Annotated in this window: 17 protein-coding genes; 9 read left to right on the forward strand and 8 right to left on the reverse strand. The window is 50.4% G+C overall.

Annotated elements, in window-relative coordinates:
* Window positions 1-15: 15 nt before the first annotated feature.
* Together AC4BAN_RS02815 and AC4BAN_RS02820 are read left to right on the forward strand one after the other, a co-directional pair.
* Window positions 16-459, forward strand: coding sequence for a DoxX family protein (locus AC4BAN_RS02815; RefSeq protein ID WP_490562840.1), 444 nt, complete (start codon window positions 16-18; stop codon window positions 457-459).
* A 155-nt stretch (window positions 460-614) separates the two neighbouring features.
* Window positions 615-2372, forward strand: coding sequence for a M14 family metallopeptidase (locus AC4BAN_RS02820; protein ID WP_490562841.1), 1758 nt, complete (start codon window positions 615-617; stop codon window positions 2370-2372).
* A 199-nt stretch (window positions 2373-2571) separates the two neighbouring features.
* Here the strand turns inward: AC4BAN_RS02820 and AC4BAN_RS02825 are convergent, their stop codons facing one another.
* Entirely contained in the window at window positions 2572-3045 is a 474-nt protein-coding gene (locus AC4BAN_RS02825) for a Dps family protein (protein ID WP_490562842.1), read from the reverse strand.
* A 402-nt stretch (window positions 3046-3447) separates the two neighbouring features.
* On the opposite strand from AC4BAN_RS02825, the gene AC4BAN_RS02830 reads away from it, so the two are divergent.
* Together AC4BAN_RS02830 and AC4BAN_RS02835 are read left to right on the forward strand one after the other, a co-directional pair.
* Window positions 3448-4077: a carbonic anhydrase family protein gene (locus tag AC4BAN_RS02830; protein WP_490562843.1), complete on the forward strand. Its 630-nt coding sequence runs from the start codon at window positions 3448-3450 to the stop codon at window positions 4075-4077.
* 16 nt (window positions 4078-4093) lie between these two features.
* Entirely contained in the window at window positions 4094-4774 is a 681-nt protein-coding gene (locus AC4BAN_RS02835) for a TetR/AcrR family transcriptional regulator (protein WP_490562844.1), read from the forward strand.
* Window positions 4775-4808: 34 nt separating this feature from the next.
* On the opposite strand, the gene AC4BAN_RS02840 is transcribed toward AC4BAN_RS02835, so the two are convergent.
* The 3 genes from AC4BAN_RS02840 to AC4BAN_RS02850 are packed head-to-tail and all read right to left on the reverse strand — an operon-like array spanning window position 4809 to window position 6892.
* Window positions 4809-5597 carry a PhzF family phenazine biosynthesis protein gene (locus tag AC4BAN_RS02840; protein ID WP_490562845.1) on the reverse strand — a complete coding sequence of 263 codons (789 nt, stop codon included), beginning with the start codon at window positions 5595-5597 and terminating at the stop codon, window positions 4809-4811.
* 56 nt (window positions 5598-5653) lie between these two features.
* Window positions 5654-6283, reverse strand: coding sequence for an HAD family hydrolase (locus tag AC4BAN_RS02845; protein WP_490562846.1), 630 nt, complete (start codon window positions 6281-6283; stop codon window positions 5654-5656).
* A gap of 3 nt (window positions 6284-6286) precedes the next feature.
* Entirely contained in the window at window positions 6287-6892 is a 606-nt protein-coding gene (locus tag AC4BAN_RS02850; RefSeq protein ID WP_490562847.1) for a DUF3267 domain-containing protein, read from the reverse strand.
* A gap of 183 nt (window positions 6893-7075) precedes the next feature.
* Between AC4BAN_RS02850 and AC4BAN_RS02855 the strand changes: the two genes are divergently transcribed.
* Together AC4BAN_RS02855 and AC4BAN_RS02860 are read left to right on the forward strand one after the other, a co-directional pair.
* Entirely contained in the window at window positions 7076-7975 is a 900-nt protein-coding gene (locus AC4BAN_RS02855; RefSeq protein WP_490562848.1) for an ABC transporter ATP-binding protein, read from the forward strand.
* The gene (locus AC4BAN_RS02860) at window positions 7972-8742 is read left to right on the forward strand and encodes a DUF2705 family protein (RefSeq protein WP_490562849.1); all 771 of its coding nucleotides are present in this window, start codon (window positions 7972-7974) and stop codon (window positions 8740-8742) included. Before AC4BAN_RS02855 ends, AC4BAN_RS02860 begins: the two co-directional genes overlap by 4 nt.
* Here the strand turns inward: AC4BAN_RS02860 and AC4BAN_RS02865 are convergent.
* The 4 genes from AC4BAN_RS02865 to AC4BAN_RS02880 all read right to left on the reverse strand — a co-directional run bounded on the left by AC4BAN_RS02865 (window position 8723) and on the right by AC4BAN_RS02880 (window position 14022).
* Entirely contained in the window at window positions 8723-9427 is a 705-nt protein-coding gene (locus AC4BAN_RS02865) for a hypothetical protein (RefSeq protein WP_490562850.1), read from the reverse strand. The genes AC4BAN_RS02860 and AC4BAN_RS02865 overlap by 20 nt on opposite strands.
* Window positions 9428-9642: 215 nt before the next feature.
* Complete coding sequence (locus AC4BAN_RS02870; protein WP_490562851.1) at window positions 9643-10890, reverse strand: bifunctional 3,4-dihydroxy-2-butanone-4-phosphate synthase/GTP cyclohydrolase II; 1248 nt, start codon at window positions 10888-10890, stop codon at window positions 9643-9645.
* Window positions 10891-11476: 586 nt separating this feature from the next.
* Entirely contained in the window at window positions 11477-13393 is a 1917-nt protein-coding gene (dnaG, locus tag AC4BAN_RS02875; protein WP_490562852.1) for a DNA primase, read from the reverse strand.
* A gap of 101 nt (window positions 13394-13494) precedes the next feature.
* Window positions 13495-14022 carry an O-acetyl-ADP-ribose deacetylase gene (locus AC4BAN_RS02880; RefSeq protein WP_490562853.1) on the reverse strand — a complete coding sequence of 176 codons (528 nt, stop codon included), beginning with the start codon at window positions 14020-14022 and terminating at the stop codon, window positions 13495-13497.
* A 360-nt stretch (window positions 14023-14382) separates the two neighbouring features.
* On the opposite strand from AC4BAN_RS02880, the gene AC4BAN_RS02885 reads away from it, so the two are divergent.
* The 3 genes from AC4BAN_RS02885 to fahA all read left to right on the forward strand — a co-directional run bounded on the left by AC4BAN_RS02885 (window position 14383) and on the right by fahA (window position 17227).
* Window positions 14383-15486 carry an Mrp/NBP35 family ATP-binding protein gene (locus tag AC4BAN_RS02885; protein WP_490562854.1) on the forward strand — a complete coding sequence of 368 codons (1104 nt, stop codon included), beginning with the start codon at window positions 14383-14385 and terminating at the stop codon, window positions 15484-15486.
* 6 nt (window positions 15487-15492) lie between these two features.
* The gene (locus AC4BAN_RS02890; protein WP_490562855.1) at window positions 15493-15759 is read left to right on the forward strand and encodes a NifU family protein; all 267 of its coding nucleotides are present in this window, start codon (window positions 15493-15495) and stop codon (window positions 15757-15759) included.
* Window positions 15760-15955: 196 nt separating this feature from the next.
* Entirely contained in the window at window positions 15956-17227 is a 1272-nt protein-coding gene (gene fahA, locus AC4BAN_RS02895) for a fumarylacetoacetase (RefSeq protein ID WP_490562856.1), read from the forward strand.
* Window positions 17228-17484: the final 257 nt, after the last annotated feature.

Raw genomic sequence — 17484 nt, forward strand, 5'->3', positions numbered from 1 at the left:
TGTATTATTGCTGCTATGGCTATTTTCCGTTCCCGCTACAAATTCAGAAATATAGGATTGCTGCTGCTGCGCATCGGCATCGGCATCATGTTCATCCTGCACGGCTGGCCCAAACTGGCTGGTGGTCCTGAAACCTGGCAGGCTATTGGGCAAAGCATGGGCCTCTTCAACGTAAACTTTGCGCCTGCCTTCTGGGGATTTATGGCCGGTTTTGCCGAAGCGGTTGGCGGTGCCTGCCTGGTACTGGGCTTTCTGTTCAGGCCTGCCTGTGTGTTGCTGCTGCTTACCATGGTGGTGGCTACTCTAAAGCATGTGCTTGGCGGGGATGGCTTTGGCGGATACTCCCACGCCCTGGAGGCTGCCATCTTGTTCCTGTCGCTGATGCTGATCGGCCCGGGCAAGCATAGCCTGGATAAAATCATCTTTCCTGACAAAAGAGAACGGGGCATTTACAGGTAAGTTAAAAGTATAGCCTGCGCTCAGGGTTTCTTCTTTATTCTGATTAACTCTTAAATTATCTGCTACCAGCTGTAATGCTCACCCAGGTGGGTTTTTTTATTTTTGACCGGAAATGGCTAACATTACACTTATAACAAGAACTAGCCACCTTCTGTATGTTTACTACCCTGTTACTGGCGGCGCTGCTCTGCTCCGGTGCTCCCGATCAACAAAAGCCTGACCTAAAAACTCCGTTCGAAAAAGGCAACGGCAACACCACCGCCACCTACGACCAGATCATAGACTGGTATAACACCCTCGACAAAGCGTACGACGAAGTACAGATGCTGCCGTATGGCTTCACAGATTCCGGCAGGCCCTTGCACCTGGTGGTGGTATCGACGGATAAGGATTTTAACCCGGCTTCTATCCGAAAGAAAAACAAGCGCGTCCTCTTTATCCAGAACGGCATTCACCCCGGTGAGCCAGAGGGCATAGACGCCACCATGATGCTGGTGCGCGATTACCTGCAGGACAAAAAGAAACGCAGCCAGCTGGACAACACCGTGCTGATCATTGTGCCGGTCTATAACATCGGGGGCGCCCTGAACCGCAACAGCCACACCCGCACCAACCAGAACGGGCCCGAGAGTTACGGCTTCAGAGGGAACGCCCGCAACCTGGACCTGAACCGCGACTTTATTAAAACGGACTCGCGCAACGCAAAGGCCTTCCATACCATTTTCCGCGACTGGGACCCGGACGTTTTCATGGACAACCATACTTCCAACGGGGCCGATTACCAGCACGTGATGACGCTAATACCCACCCAACACAACAAGCTAAACCCTACCCTGGCAGGCTATCTGCAGCAGAAAATGTTGCCAACACTCTACGAGGGCATGAAGCAGGATAAATTCCCGATGGTGCCCTACATGAACACCGTGGATGAAACGCCGGAGAAGGGGATCATTGGTTTTATGGAATCGCCGCGCTATGCAACAGGCTATACCGCGCTCTACAACACCATTGGCTTTGTGCCGGAAACACACATGCTAAAGCCCTTCGACCAGCGCGTGAAAGCTACCTATAAGTTAATGGAGCACATGATCGGGACGGTGCACCGCGATGCAGCCGAGATCGGGAAACTGCGTGCGCAGGCGAAGCAGGAAACCCTGCAGCAGCAGAACTTTCACCTGGACTGGAAACTGGACACGACCAAAGTGACACAGATCCCGTTTCTGGGTTATGCCGCCAAGTATAAACCCAGCGAGGTAAGCGGCCTGGAGCGCCTCTACTATGACCGCAAGGCGCCTTACAGCACCAAAATCAACTACTACAACGAGTTTACCCCTGTAACAACGGTTAAAAAACCGGTGGCCTACATTATTCCCTTTGCCTGGGGCGAGGTAATAGAGCGCCTGAAAACAGACAAGGTAGAAATGCAACAGCTGCAAAAGGACACGACGCTACAAGTAGAAACCTATTATATAACCGAATATAAAACGGCACCGCGGCCTTACGAAGGCCATTACCTGCATACCGATGTGCAGGTGGAGACGCGCACGATGCCCCGCCAGTTTCTGAAAGGAGACTATGTAGTATACCTGGACCAACCTGCCAACCGCTTTTTAGTGGAAACCCTGGAGCCGCAGGCCGTGGACTCTTACTTCGCCTGGAACTTCTTCGACTCCATACTTATGCAGAAGGAATATTTCTCGAGCTACGTGTTCGAGGACCTGGCAGCGGACTACCTCAAGAAAGACCCCGCGCTGCGCAAGCGGCTGGAGGAGCGCAGGAAGCAGGACCCGGAATTTGCGAAAAGCGCCCGGGCACAGCTCGATTTCGTGTACCGCAACTCACCGCACTACGAGTTTACCCATAACATGTACCCGGTGGGCCGGCTGATGCAAAAAACAAAGCTGCCACTTTAAAGTATGAAAGGCCACCTGCACGGGTGGCCTTTCATACTTTAAAGTGGCAGCTTACTAACTCAAGTTGCGATTTAGAGTGTACTTTGAAAGTCTACACCCACCCCTAACCCCTCGGAGGAGGGGAGTTTTACGCGTGCATGTAATTCCCCTCCTCCGAGGGGTTAGGGGCGGGTCAATCGCAACGTGGGTTAATTAGTTTTTACTTGTTCAGGTAAGCAGAGTACATCCATACCAGCTTCTCCTGCTCTCGTATGTAATCACTCATCAGGGCGTTAGTACCCTCGTCGTTTGCCTCTGCCGACAGCTCCAGCAACTCCCGTTCTGCGGCAATCAGCACGCTGAAACCCTTTAGAACTTCCTCAACGGCTTTTCTTCCCTCAGAAACATCCGACACCTCCTTAATCGTGGCATGCTCCAGGTAAGTGGTGTAGGTATGAAATGGTTTTTGTCCTAGGGTAAGTATGCGTTCGGCTATCTCATCTATCTTCAAGAAAGCATCGTTATATAATTCCTCAAACTTTACATGCAGCTCAAAGAATTTCTCACCGGCTATGTTCCAGTGAAAGCCTCTGGCGTTGATGTAGAATAACTGATAGTTGGAAAGCAGCAAGTTTAATTTATCGGCGAGCTCAGCCGCCTTTTCAATATCAATGCCTATCAAGTTTTTTGTCATTATGCTATTTTTTTAAGTGAAACAAAATGTTTGCAGATAAGTGTGGTGCAGCCAGTCTGCTTAAACTTCGCCAACTACTCCGTCTATTTGTACCTCTGGCCCTCGCTTAGGGTTATGTAAATTGCATGTGGTTAATAGGCGCATTTGTATAAGTTGTTTCCAACGCTGCGTCTGCCGCTTTAAACCCGTACTTGAAGTATTTGTTTATAATCATTAAACAAGCCGTGTTTAAGCAGCCCCTGCTATTGCCTATCAACCTAAAAGTAAGAAACAAAGTATTTTTTAGGTTTTACTACAAAGAATAATAGTATTACTATTGTTTTATGATATAATTACTATCTTTGTATGCATACATGAGCGCCGCTCCATTTTGTTTATTGAAAGGTATTTAAGAGAAAAATTATGAGAACACATACAAAAGAAAGCCAAGCAGACCTTACGCCCCATAGAGCGAAGGAAATTTTAGTAGAAGGAAATAAGCGGTTTGTAAATAACCTGAAAGCTAACCGAAACCTGCTGCAGCAGGTAAACGAAACATCCGAAGGGCAGCATCCCTTCGCCATCATACTGAGCTGCATCGACTCCAGAACCTCTGCGGAGCTTATCTTTGACCAGGGCCTGGGCGATATTTTCAGCGCCCGCATTGCCGGTAACATCATCAACGAGGATATACTCGGAAGTATGGAGTTTGCCTGTAAGGTAGCCGGTTCAAAGCTGGTAGTGGTGCTGGGGCACTCCAACTGCGGCGCCGTGAAAGGGGCCTGCGACCATGTGGAACTGGGTAACCTGACCGGACTTGTTAAAAAGATCAACCCTGCCGTAGAAGCCGTAAATTACTCCGGCGACAGAAGCTCGGCCAACCGTGAATTTGTGGAACGGGTGGCTCAGAAGAACGTTCACAGGGTGGTAGACGAGATTCAGGAGAAAAGCGCTATACTGAATGAAATGGTTAAGAAAGGAGAAATTAGTATAGTAGGAGGCATGTACGACGTTAAAACAGGTGCGGTGGAGTTTTACGAGCATCCCAATTAAATGAACCCAACCTTAGATGAGGAATTTGCTGGCAAACATTAAGATCACCGTTGACGAGAAAGTATACTTAAAAGACCCCGAAAGCTCCCAAAAAGGGCAGCAGATCATTGAGCACAGTATTTTTTTAATCGATGAACTGGGGCTGGAGTCTTTTACCTTTAAGAAGCTCGCTGAAAAAATTGGCACCACAGAGGCTACCATATACCGGTATTTCGAGAGCAAGCACATGCTACTCGTTTACCTGATCTCGTGGTACTGGAACTGGCTGGAGTACCGCCTGGTTTTCGCTATCAGTAACATCGGCTCCGCTGAGGATCGCTTGCGAATAGCCATTAATATTTTATCGGGCAAGGTGGAGAACGACATGAATTTTGCCCATATCAGCGAAGTGGTGCTACAGCGCATTGTGGTGGCCGAGTCTGCCAAGGCCTACCTGACCAAGGAAGTGGATGCTGATAACAAGGAAGGTTTCTTTTTTAGTTACAAACGCCTGTGCAAACGCATTTCCAGCATTATTCAGGAGATAAACCCGGATTATAAATACCCCGATTCACTGGTATCCACAGTAGCGGAAAGCGCCCATTACCAGGTTTTCTTCTCCAGGCACCTGCCGTCGCTTACAAACATCACCAATGGGCAGCAGAACCACCTGGAAGAATTCCTTTCTGATCTGGTGTTTAAGGCCATCAGTAAATAAAAGTTAGGAGCCTGTCATAAATGGCTCCTAACTTTTAGACTGTAATTTCTCCCGTTAGGTAAGTCACGGCTCTTCCAGTGATCCTTACCCTATCCCCGGCCAGTTCACATTTCAGGTCGCCTCCGCGCTTGGAGAGTTGCTTAGCTGTCAGCACATTTTTACCCAGCTTTTCTGCCCAAACCGGGGTTAGGGTGGTATGCGCCGAACCCGTTACAGGATCTTCAGCAATACCTACCTGCGGCGCAAAGAACCTGGAAACAAAATCTACCGCATTGCCTTTTGCTGATACGATCACGCCGCGGGCCTCTATAGAATCGATCAGGTTGATGTCCGGGTTGAATTCCTCTATCTCCTGCTGCGTGGCGTAGAGCAGCAGGTAGTCCGTTTTCCCTTTGTAAGTTTCAAGTGGAGTTTTTCCGAAGGCGGTTACCAGGTCCTGGGGTGTTTCAACTTTATTCACCTCATCCCTCGGGAAATCCAGTGTCAGCTCGTCAGCTGCTTTCGCCACAGTAAGCAGGCCGCTCCTGGGAGAGTGGAAGTTGATCTTTGCGGTGGGATGCGCATAGTGATTGAAAAGCACATGGGCAGCAGCAAGCGTGGCATGCCCGCACAGGTCCACTTCCACAGCAGGCGTAAACCAGCGCAGTGCATAGTCTGCACCTGATCGCACTACAAAAGCAGTCTCAGCCAGGTTATTCTCAGCAGCAATCTGCTGCATCAGGCCGTCTGCCAGCCACTCGTCCAGCACGCAAACGGCGGCAGGGTTTCCACCAAATACTTGTGCTGCAAATGCGTCTACCTGGTATAGTTTTATCTTCTTCATACATTCTTATATCATTTTTAAGGCTTATGCTGTTGCACCGAATCCGAGTGTTTGGATCAAAGCAGTTCCTGTAAATGTGCCAGGCAGGTTATTTTAGTTTCGGCTTCTGCTACCTCGCCAAAGCCGTAGGCCGCAAGTATGAAAGGGACCTGTGCTTTGCGGCTAGCCTCAAAATCGCTGGGTGTGTCGCCGATGTACACGGGTTGCAGCAGGCTGTTCCTTTCAACTACCTCCCTTATATTATCCGCTTTGGGCAAATGCCGGGTTCCATAGCACATGTGGTCCGTGAAGTAGCGTTGTAGCTGGTGGTACTCCAGAAAAGCCTCGATGTAGCCGCTCTGGCAATTACTCACGATGGCCAAGGTATACTTCTGCTGCAAATACGCCAGCGTGGGCGCTAAGTCAGGATACAGGGTGCCACCCCGCGCACGTAGCATCTCCAACTCATACTGAGCACAAAGCCCCTGGAGCTGCTCCCGCTCTTTCCCTTTCAACTCCGGGAACAGCTTATCGTAAATGGCATCGTAAGGCATGCCAGCCAATGCCCGCACCTCTTCTGCCGTTACCCGTCGTTCCACAAAATCCAGCGCATCGATAGCGGCTTGCCAGGCAGCGGCAATGGTGGCGGTTGAGTCCCATAGGGTGCCGTCCAAATCAAATACAATACTGTCAAATCTGTCTTTCATCCTTCAATTTTTCACAAGCACATAACAACCTATTTTATCCGGATGGTCCTGCACCAGGTCATTTGTTCGCTGGTGACGCAGCATCCAGGCCACCAGCAGATCGCCGCTGGCGGCCAACGAGAAAAAAAGACCGAAGAGGAAGAGCAGCACATTTCCCCAAACCAAGCCGGCTATTGCAGGCAACAAGCCCATCACAAAGCCGGGCATCAGTCCACCTAACAGGTAAGCCCAAAGCGGCAGCACCTCCTTGCAATGGCAGTATGGCGTTAGCAGTTTCCAGTACACCCCGTACGAAATGGAGCCCAACCCCTTTTTACAAAAGAACGCCCAGGTAAAGCCATGCAGCATTTCATGTGCCACAGCCCCCAGGATAAACACCACCAGCAGCACGGCAGGCAGCACCAACAGCCACGCTTTGTAGGTAGCCAGTACACCCTTCAGGTAAAACAGGGTGAACTGCTCCGGCCAAAGTAAAATATAGAGCGGCACGTATACCAACAGGATCGGGAGCATGAACGAAAAAGCATACACGTTTGCCTGCGCGGCACTGAGCGTGCGTTCTATCCGATGGTATTGCCCAGGCAGCAGGTGTAAATCTTTTTCATCCATTCGCTCCTGCAAATTACCCATTAAGCCCCAACAAAAAAAGTAACGCCCTATCCCCTTCCTGGGCCATTACTTTAAACCACCCCACTTTCATTCCCATTGCTTACATGCCGGCTTCTAGGATTTAAAGCACAAAACCTTATATTTGCTATACTTGAGAAAGATGTGCTCTTACAAAAAACCGCTGTGACGGAAATCCTGACGATCAAAAACTTATCGAAGCATTACGGCGCCATCCAGGCCGTTGACCGTTTGTCTGTAACGGTAACGCAAGGCAGCATTTATGGCTTGCTCGGCCCGAATGGCAGCGGAAAAACCACGACCCTGGGCATGGTGCTGGATGTGGTCACGCCCTCGTCGGGCAGCTTTGCCTGGTTCGGTCATGCCATCAGTCAGGCTACGAAGCGCCGCATCGGCGCTTTATTGGAAACACCTAATTTTTTCCCCTACCTTTCTGCCCGAAAAAACCTGGAGATCGTGGCCGGCATAAAAGGGGCCGATAGCAAGAGCATCGGCCACGTTTTACACCAGGTGGGACTAGACCATCGCAGGCACACCACGTTTAAAGGCTTCTCGCTGGGCATGAAACAAAGGCTGGCCATAGCAGGTGCCTTGCTCAACAACCCCGAGGTGCTTGTGTTGGATGAGCCCACCAACGGCCTGGATCCGGAAGGGATAGCTGAGGTGCGGGAACTCATCCTTAAAATTGCCGCTGAAGGCAAAACAATTATACTTGCCAGCCATTTGCTGGATGAAGTGGAGAAAGTATGCACCCATGTTGCCGTGCTGCAGCGTGGCCAGCTGCGCGCCGAGGGCAGAGTGGATACGATCCTGTCTGCCAAAGACCAACTACTGATAAGCGTACCCAACGTACCCGAAGCCTTGCGTGTGCTGCAGCAATTACCTTTCATAGCTTCTGTGCAGCCAGAGCGCAATGCCATTCTGCTTACCTTACAGGAGGGATACGGCAGCACGGATGTGAACAAGGCCATGTTTGAGGCCGGGATCATACTTTCGCAGTTGGTAGTGCGCCGCAAAACGCTGGAGGCCCAATTCCTGGAGATCATCAAAAACGAGGCAACATGAAACTACTCCGCATAGAACTGCACAAGATACTGCCCTACCGCACCGTGTGGGTCATCCTTGCCATTTTTGTGGTGCTCCTGCTGCTTGTGCTGTATACCAGCAGCAATGTTACCATAAATGGCAGCGCGGTGGGCGAGGATATATACAAACTGCCCGGTTTCTGGCAAACCCTTACTTACCTGGCCAGCTTCTTCAATCTGCTGTTCGGCATCCTGGTTATTGTGCTGGTTACCGATGAGTTTACCTTCAGAACATTTCGGCAGCAGGTTATTGACGGCCTTTCGCGCGCAGAACTGGTGCTGGCCAAGTTCTACGTTATCCTGGCCCTTGCTGCCTTGGGCACGCTGCTGTTGCTGGTGGTTGGCTTATACTTTGGCTTGCTACATAGCACGAATTTGTCCGGAAGCGCTGTTTTTGGGAAGATAGATTATCTATCCTACTACTTTGTGCAGGCGGTGGGGTACATGTCGCTGGCCATGTTCTTCGCTTTCCTGATCCGGAAAAGCGGCTTGGCCATTGTTGCCTTTATCATTTATGCGCAGATCATTGAGCCCCTGATCCACTTCAGGATGCCGGATGAGGTGGACAAGTACATGCCGGTAAAGGTATTAAAAAGCCTGACCCCCATGCCGGGCCAGCACCTGCTGGATCAGATCACCACGCCAACCGAGCTCCTACCTCCGCTATGGGCCGCGCTGCTGGCCATAGGGTACATTGTATTGTTGTGGCTGTTATCCTATCTCACCCTTAAAGTGCGCGACTTGTAGCCGCCGCTAAACCATTAAAGTAGTTCACAATCGCCACCAGTTCGTGTGGGCGGTCATACTCCAGTTTGTTCTGCTTCACATACGATCTCACTTCCTTCGATCTTTTGCCGAACAATGTGTGGAGGTCTTTTCTGACGTTGCGCAAGGAAATAACATCCCCATTCGGTAAAAGCACATAATAGAGCTCCTTTACCTGCTCTCTCCATTCGTTGTCCGCGCTGTAAAAAGCCTGGTCGTATAAGTAAGTATCAGCAAGTCCTTGGCTGTTATCCAGATCGCGCATAACATATGTTTCCCGCATCACCAACGTGAACATACCTCTGTTCAGCACCTCAAAAAAGGTTGGTTTCTTAAAGTCAGTGTACTCGCGGCCCATATCCCAACGCAGGGTACGGAAGGTATGCGCGCGGCCGCTGGGCATTTCCTGCACCACAAAATATGTCACGTTTACAGGTGTCAATGAGATGATAGAACCATCCTGCAACTGTATGTTAATTATTTCCTGTGTCCGGAAATAGGTAATGGCACCATAAATTGTATCCCCGGATGTGAGCACCACTTTGCCTTTGGGCCATTCCTGCACATCCACTGCTGTTCTGTTCTGCGCCAGTACCGGTAAAGCAAAAAGCACCTGGTACACGAACAGAAGCATTAAAATTTCTCTTGTGATAAACTTCTTCTTCATAAGTGTACTTATAAATCTGTTCTGTAATAGGCCGCTGTCACTATTCTTCCGAATCATCCCAACGAATCGATATCCTGTATCATTAGTATTGTATTTTGCAATAAAAAGTTACTCTTTTGGCTAACACAAAACGTACGGACACTAAAAAAGCCCATTATAGCGCGTAAGGAGCACTACAATGGGCTTTTTTAATTTAATTAATTTTACAAAAATTACTATTTATCCATGGTGGCACTCTTTAGTATCGTATGCCCCAACTTATCTCGTTTGGTAGTCAGGTATTTCTGGTTATGCTCGTTTGGCTTTATCTCAATAGGCACCTGCTCCACTACTTCCAGGCCGTAGCCTATCAGCCCGGTTCTCTTCTTGGGATTGTTGGAGATCAGCCGCATCTTGGTCACACCCAGGTCACGCAGTATTTGCGCGCCAACGCCATAGTCACGCTCATCCATCCCAAAGCCCAGTTCCAGGTTGGCTTCTACGGTATCCAGCCCTTGTTCCTGCAGTTTGTAGGCTTTCAATTTGTTCACCAGGCCAATACCGCGGCCTTCCTGGTTCATGTACACGATAACGCCTTTGCCTTCCTGCTCGATGATGCGCATGGCCTCATGCAGTTGCGGCCCGCAATCGCAGCGACAGGATCCGAATATATCGCCTGTCACGCAGGAAGAGTGTACCCGCACCAACACGGGCTCGCCTTCTTCCCAGGTGCCTTTCACCAGGGCAAGGTGCTTGGCATCGTTGCTTCGCTGCGTAAAAGCATACAGGTCAAAGGTTCCGAAGTCAGTGGGCAGCTGCACCGCAATCTCCCGCTCAATCAGGCTTTCCTTCTTCAGGCGGTACGCGATCAGGTCCTTTATAGAAATAAGCTTCAGGTCGAAACGCTCCGCCACTTTTACAAGGTCAGGCAGCCGTGCCATACTTCCGTCTTCGTTCATGATCTCCACCAACACGCCCGCAGGCGCCAGACCAGCCAAACGGGCCAGGTCCACAACCGCTTCTGTATGACCGGCACGACGGAGCACGCCTTCTTTTTTGGCCTTTAACGGGAAAATGTGCCCTGGCTTGCCTAGTGAATGCGGATCAGTTTCCGGATCAACGAGTGCCTTGATCGTTTTAGCCCTGTCTGAAGCCGAGATGCCTGTGGTGCAGCCATGGCCGATCAGGTCTACGGAAACCGTAAAAGGCGTAGCATGCAAAGCTGTGTTGCGGCCTACCATCAGTTCAAGCCCGAGCTCATCGCAACGTTCTTCGGTTAGTGGGGCACAAATAAGTCCGCGGCCGTGTGTGGCCATAAAGTTCACGATCTCGGGTGTGATCATTTCAGCAGCGCAGACAAAGTCACCTTCATTCTCGCGGTCATCGTCGTCCACCACGATCACCACCTTGCCCTGCCGAATGTCTTCCACCGCAGATGCTATTGTATCTAATGGCCTGAGAGTACCACTCTTATTGATTTCCATACTATTTGGTTTGTGTCTGCCAGGCATATGTGCCCAGCAGGCTGTTATCTTTTAGTAAAGCGGTACAAAAGTAAAAAGTTTAAACCGCAATCCCGTTTTTATTTGGATAACACATTTGGAAGGAGATTAGTTGATTTATTTATACATGCGGTTCCTGTTTCACTTGCCAGACTGTCTCTCGACTTAAGGAGCGGTTTTAATATAATTATTGAAGACCCTGCTATACTTTCTAGTTGCTGCTGATCCGCAGTTTTACGTTTGTCCTTTTTCATTTCCAGCTTTGGTGCCCTCCTGGCCGGGAGGCCTCGTCTTGCCGCATCGCGCTGCTTTCCTTTCCTGCCCTCGTGCCTCGTGCTGCCTAGCTCACGCTCGTCACCGGAAACTCTCGAGGCGCTCAACGCCAAGACTGGAATCAGTTCGATAGCTGCAGCCTTTGCTTATGGAACAGGTATAATTCCCCTCTTGGGAGGGGTTAGGGGTGGGTTTATGCTAATGCCTAAGGCAAAATATTGCTACCTTAGCCACAGCAGTAGCAGAACTGCCTCACACCGCAAAGGCATTACCCAATTGAATCCAGGCGGAAAACTTACCTGTTCACTACTATCCCCAACATATCACCTAACTGGCTGTGCAGGGACTTTAAAAGGAGGATGTTGTTTAGCTGCAGGTCCTGCTCTTTTGGGTCGGTTACGAGGCGCAGCTTCTCCATTTCAGCTTTTAGCAAAAGCTCTACATTCCGCCATTTAAGCCGCAGCACGGCCCGCTCTGCGCCATAAGGGAGCAAATCTACTTCGGTGGGCACAAAAATGTGGTGGGTTTCCCAGTTATGGCTCAGCTCATGCGGGTCTGAGAGCAGGTTGGTCGCTTCGGTACGGATCTCCTGATCGGGATAATTGATAAAGTCCTCGGCAGAGGGCACGACACCGGTGCATAGTTTTTCTTTGATCAACTCCATGAGTTGGGCGTAGAGCGGTGTCCGGAACGCCACATCTTCCAGCTGCTCCAACATGTACTGGCAGGTTGTCAGGCCATCCTCCAGCATTCTATCAGGATAGTTCAGCAGCATTCGCACAATCTCACGCTCATAGCGCCTGAGCAAGTCTACGTCTGATACAGGCTTTTCCGGTTCGGCTGGTGCCGGTGCCATACTGCCCTCATCCGCCGGGTTCCCGGACTTATATTGCTGCTGGCGCTCCTGCAGGTGTATTTTGTTGTACTCCGAGATAAGCACCTGCTCATCAATATCGAAGATCAGGCTGCAGCTTCGGAAGAAAACCGTGCGCTTGATGGAGTCTGGAATTTTGGAGATGGAAGCAACTATCTCTTTTATTGCCTCTGCCTTTTTTACCGGATTTCCTTTTGTTTCGGTTGCGTACAGGCTGGTTTTGAAAGAGATAAAGTCCTGGGCATGGTCTTTTAAATAGGCCTTAAACGCCGTATCACCTACTTTCTGGATATAAGAGTCCGGGTCCTCCCCTTCCGGAAAAGTAACCACATCCACGTTCAGGCCATTCTCCAGGATCAGGTCGATGCCGCGCAACGACGCTTTAATGCCTGCTGCGTCGCCATCGTAAAGCACTGTGATATTTTGGGTATACCTTGCGATCAGCTTGATCTGGCCTTCGGTGAGTGAGGTGCCTGAGGAGGCCACCACGTTTTCAATACCTCCCTGGTGCAGCGAAAGCACATCCAGGTAACCCTCTACCAGGTAGCACATGTCCTGCATGCGCAAAGCCTGCTTGGCCTGGAACAGGCCGTAGAGCACATTGCTTTTGTGGTAAATATCCGACTCCGGCGAGTTGAGGTACTTGGGGCTCTTTTTGTCGTTTGGTTTAAGGGTCCGGGCCCCGAAACCTACCACCCTGCCCGATATGTTGTGGATCGGGAACATGACGCGGCCCCGGAAACGGTCATAGGACTTGCCATCCTCCCGAACGACAGTCAGGCCCGTAGCTTCCAGGTATTTCTGTTTATAACCGGCCTTAGCAGCGGCTTCGGTTAAATCCTGCCATTCATCCAGGGTATAGCCCAGTTCAAACTTGCGGATGGTATTGCCCGAAAGGCCCCGTTGTTTTAAGTAGGATTGCCCGATGCTGCCGAGCTCCTGTGCCTGTAAATTCTGTTGAAAGTGCTTGTTGGCAAAGTCAGAGACAATGTAAAGGCTGTCTCGCTCACTTTGCTCGCGGGCATATTCGGGGTTGGGGTTATCCTCGGGTACCTCAATGCCATACTTCTTGGCCAGGTACTTGAGCGCCTCCGGGAAAGAAGTGCCCTCCACATCCATGATAAACTGCACCGAGTTGCCCGCCTTGCCACAACCAAAGCACTTGTATATCCCCTTTGCCGGGGAAACCGAGAAAGAAGGTGACTTTTCGTGGTGGAAGGGGCAACAGGCCCACATGTTCTGCCCTTTTTTCTTCAACGACACAAAATCACCCACCACCTCTGTAATATCGGCCTGGGCGATGATCTGGTCAACGGTTTCTTTTGGGATCAGGGACATGCGTAAAAGTATAAGCGGATGACAAAGATAAGACTTACAGGCAATTTTGAACGCGCGGAAGTGGGATTGCGGGAATAATTTAGTTGCGAGGGCTTACGTCGTTACGCATTCAAAAGCCGCTCATACAACGCACAGTTCTCCTCATCAAAGCAAACAAACACAATACTTTTTATACCGGAATCATGCTGTTGCAAATAATCCTGCACGGCCTGTACCGCCACCTTTGCTGCTTTCTCCTTCGGATACCCATACACGCCAGTACTGATATTCGGGAAAGCGATACTTTGCAAATGGTTCTCATCTGCCAAACGCAGGCTGTTTTTATAGCAGTTGGCTAGCAGCTCCGGTTCGCCTTTTCCTCCACCATTCCACACGGGCCCCACCGTATGGATCACGTACTTTGCTGGCAGTTTGCCGCCCGTGGTAATCACAGCCTCGCCGGTCGGGCAACCACCCTGCCGGGCTCGAATCTGCCTGCACGCTTCCAGAATTGCTGGTCCGCCGGCCCTGTGAATAGCGCCGTCAACGCCACCCCCTCCTAACAGGCTACTGTTGGCTGCATTGACTAGGGCATCTACGGTTTGCTTTGTGATGTCTCCTTTTCTTACGGTTAGTTTTGCTTTCTCCATAGGTTATTTTTTGTCTGTTTTCTTCTTAAAGATCAAATGTATACCCTGTACTTTTAAAATATGCGCTTCCAGCCTGCTAGGTCACTTTAATAACGTAAGTTAGTTGTTCCGGTATGCCAAAGGCTCTAAACCCACCCCTAGCCCCTCCGAGGAGGGGAATTACTGCATGGGTAATTGTAACTTCGGAGGCACCGGCCTACTTAAAATAGGTTATTGCGGGTAATTTCCTGTTTACTTTCCGTAGCATAAATCTAGTGAAAACTAATCCATCCCCCAAGCTGTTCTTGACGAAAGCCATTGCATGCGATTGGCGAAATTTGTTCGTATCTTTGCAGAGCGATTTGAAAAGCAGCTTATATTATGGCTATCACAAAAGAAGATGTACTGAAAGCCCTCAGTTATGTAGAGGAACCTGATCTGGGCAAAGACCTGGTGACCCTGAACATGATCGAGGATGTAGCGGTGAATGGCAAGGACGTGAGTTTCACGGTGATACTTACCACGCCTGCCTGCCCTCTCAAAGACCTGATCCGCAATGCCTGCGTAACCGCCATTCATACGATGGTAGACAAGGAAGCGAACGTTACCGTGAACATGACCTCGCGGGTTACCTCGGGCCGTGGCGACACTTCGGAGGTTTTAAGAGGCGTGAAGAACATCATCGCGATTGCATCGGGTAAAGGTGGCGTGGGCAAATCTACGGTTACAACCAACCTGGCAATTGGCCTGGCGCAGGCTGGTGCCAGAGTAGGCCTGATCGACGCGGATATTTCAGGCCCTTCTATCCCGACCATGTTCGGCGTGGAAGAGGAGCGCCCGCGCATGATACAGGGCGATAATGGCAAAAACTACATTGTGCCCGTAGAAAAGTATGGCATCAAGATGATGTCGATCGGTTTTCTGACCCCTGCCGATGGAGCCGTGGTATGGCGCGGACCGATGGCCAGTTCTGCCCTGCGTCAGTTTATATCTGATGTGGAGTGGGGTGAACTGGATTACCTGCTGCTTGATCTGCCCCCGGGAACATCCGATATCCATTTAACCATGGTGCAGGCCCTGCCCGTAACCGGTGCCGTTATCGTAACAACCCCACAAAAGGTGGCCATGGCCGATGCAGTAAGAGGCTTACAGATGTTCCGTCAGCCACAGATAAACGTGCCTGTTTTGGGTGTGGTGGAAAATATGGCTTACTTTACTCCCGCTGAGCTTCCTGAGAATAAATACTTTATCTTTGGAGAGGGAGGCGGAAAAGCGCTGGCAGCTAAATACGAGGTGCCGCTTTTAGGCCAGGTTCCTATTGTGCAGAGCATCCGTGAGAGCGGCGATGCGGGAACTCCCGTCATCATGCAGAACGATTCCCCGGCCTCCGGTGTTTTTAAGGAGTTGGCCCAGGCTGTGGCGCAGCAGGTATCTGTGCGCAATGCCACGATCGGCAAAACAAAACCCGTAGAAATTAAAAGCTAAGTTGAGATGGCAGTTGTAAACGTAGATCAGAATTTCATGCTCCGCATCGAGAGCGCCCTCGACCAGATACGCCCCTATCTGGAGGCTGATGGCGGGAATGTGAAGGTGCTGGAGGTTACCGACGACATGGTGCTTAAATTGGAGCTGCTGGGTGCCTGCGGCACTTGCCCCATGTCTACCATGACCCTGAAGGCCGGTGTGGAGCAATCGGTGCTGCGCGAGGTGCCTGAAATAAAATCTGTGGAAGCGGTGAATGTTACCCCAATCGAATAGCGCATTAATACTTTAAAATAAGCGGGTGTGGTTATGGAAATAGCTGCACCCGTTTTTGTTTGTATCTGCCGGGAATATTCTCTCAAACAGCCACTCCGCTTTTTCCGTTAGTTACAAAAAGGCTTGTTTTTCCACTGTCCTTTCCCTTCCACAGCAAAACAACTATATTTGTTTCTATAAACTTCCGGCAAGCACTATGATCAAAGCAAACGACCCCTCCCTTCACTCTTGGATAGAGATTGCGCCTAACAGCGATTTCCCGATCCAAAACCTCCCTTTTGGTATTTTCAAAACGGATGACAGAGATCCCCGCGTTGGGGTTGCCATCGGTGAATACATCCTGGATTTGTGCGTGGTGGGGCAGTATAACTTCTTCGAACTTATCAACCTGGACCCCAATGTGTTCCACCGTCCTCACCTCAACGATTTCATCGCCTATGGCAAACCGATCTGGCGTGCCGTACGCAACCGGGTTTCCGACCTGCTGCGAAACGACAACGAAGAGATCAGTGGAGACAGCAAATTGATACGGGAGTGCCTTGTTCGGCAGGATGAAGCCCAGATGCTGATGCCGGTGCAGGTACCGAACTACACGGATTTTTATAGCAGCATAGAGCACGCCACAAATGTGGGCACCATGTTCCGCGACCCCAAAAATGCACTGCTCCCGAACTGGAAACATATTCCGATAGGCTACCATGGCCGCGCCTCTTCCATTGTGGTATCGGGCACAGACCTGCACCGCCCGAAAGGCCAGACGAAGGCGCCCGATGCAGAAGCCCCCACTTTCGGGCCCACTAAATTGCTGGACTTTGAACTGGAAGTTGCGTTTATCACCGGCAAGGAAACAGCCCTGGGCCACAGCATCACCCCAGACGAGGCTGCTGACTATATCTTTGGTCTGGTACTGTTCAACGATTGGTCGGCCAGAGACATGCAGACCTGGGAGTACGTGCCCCTCGGTCCGTTTTTGGCCAAAAGCTTTGGCTCTTCCGTTTCACCGTGGGTGGTTACGCTCGATGCCCTTGAACCCTTTAAGGTGAAGGGTCCTGTGCAGGACCCCAAGCCACTGCCCTACCTGGATTTCCATGGCCACCACAACTACGATATTAACCTGGAGGTTCTGCTGCAGCCAGAAAACGCCGCCGAAACCAGCATTTGCCGCTCCAATTACAAGCACATGTACTGGAACATGACCCAGCAGTTGGCGCACCAGAGCAGCAATGGCTGTAATTTGCAGGTAGGCGACATGTATGCCTCCGGCACCATCAGCGGCTCTGCCAAGGACTCCTACGGCTCTATGCTCGAACTCACCTGGAGAGGCGCTAACCCTATCACACTGTCAGATGGCACAGAACGCAAGTTCGTTCATGATCATGATACGGTGATCATGCGCGGTTACGGTGAGCGTAATGGAATCCGTATAGGTTTTGGGGAAGTTAGAGGCAAAATATTGCCGGCTTTATAATTATATAGCGTAAGGATAACATCCTGGTTTAATTAACGCGGATTGCCATTAACCCACCCCTAACCCCTCCGAGGAGGGGAATTTTTCTCGTGCATGTAATTCCCCTCTTCGGAGGGGCAGGGGTGGGTTTACACCTTCAAAGTATTTATATATCGCAACTTGCGTTATGTATTTAATCTGAAGTTGAATTTATAATTTAATTGGACCAAAGGCCCAAGCCTTTGTAAGTTACAAGCGTAGACGCTAGCGCCAAACAA

The sequence above is a fragment of the Pontibacter sp. GD13 genome (assembly GCF_058216355.1).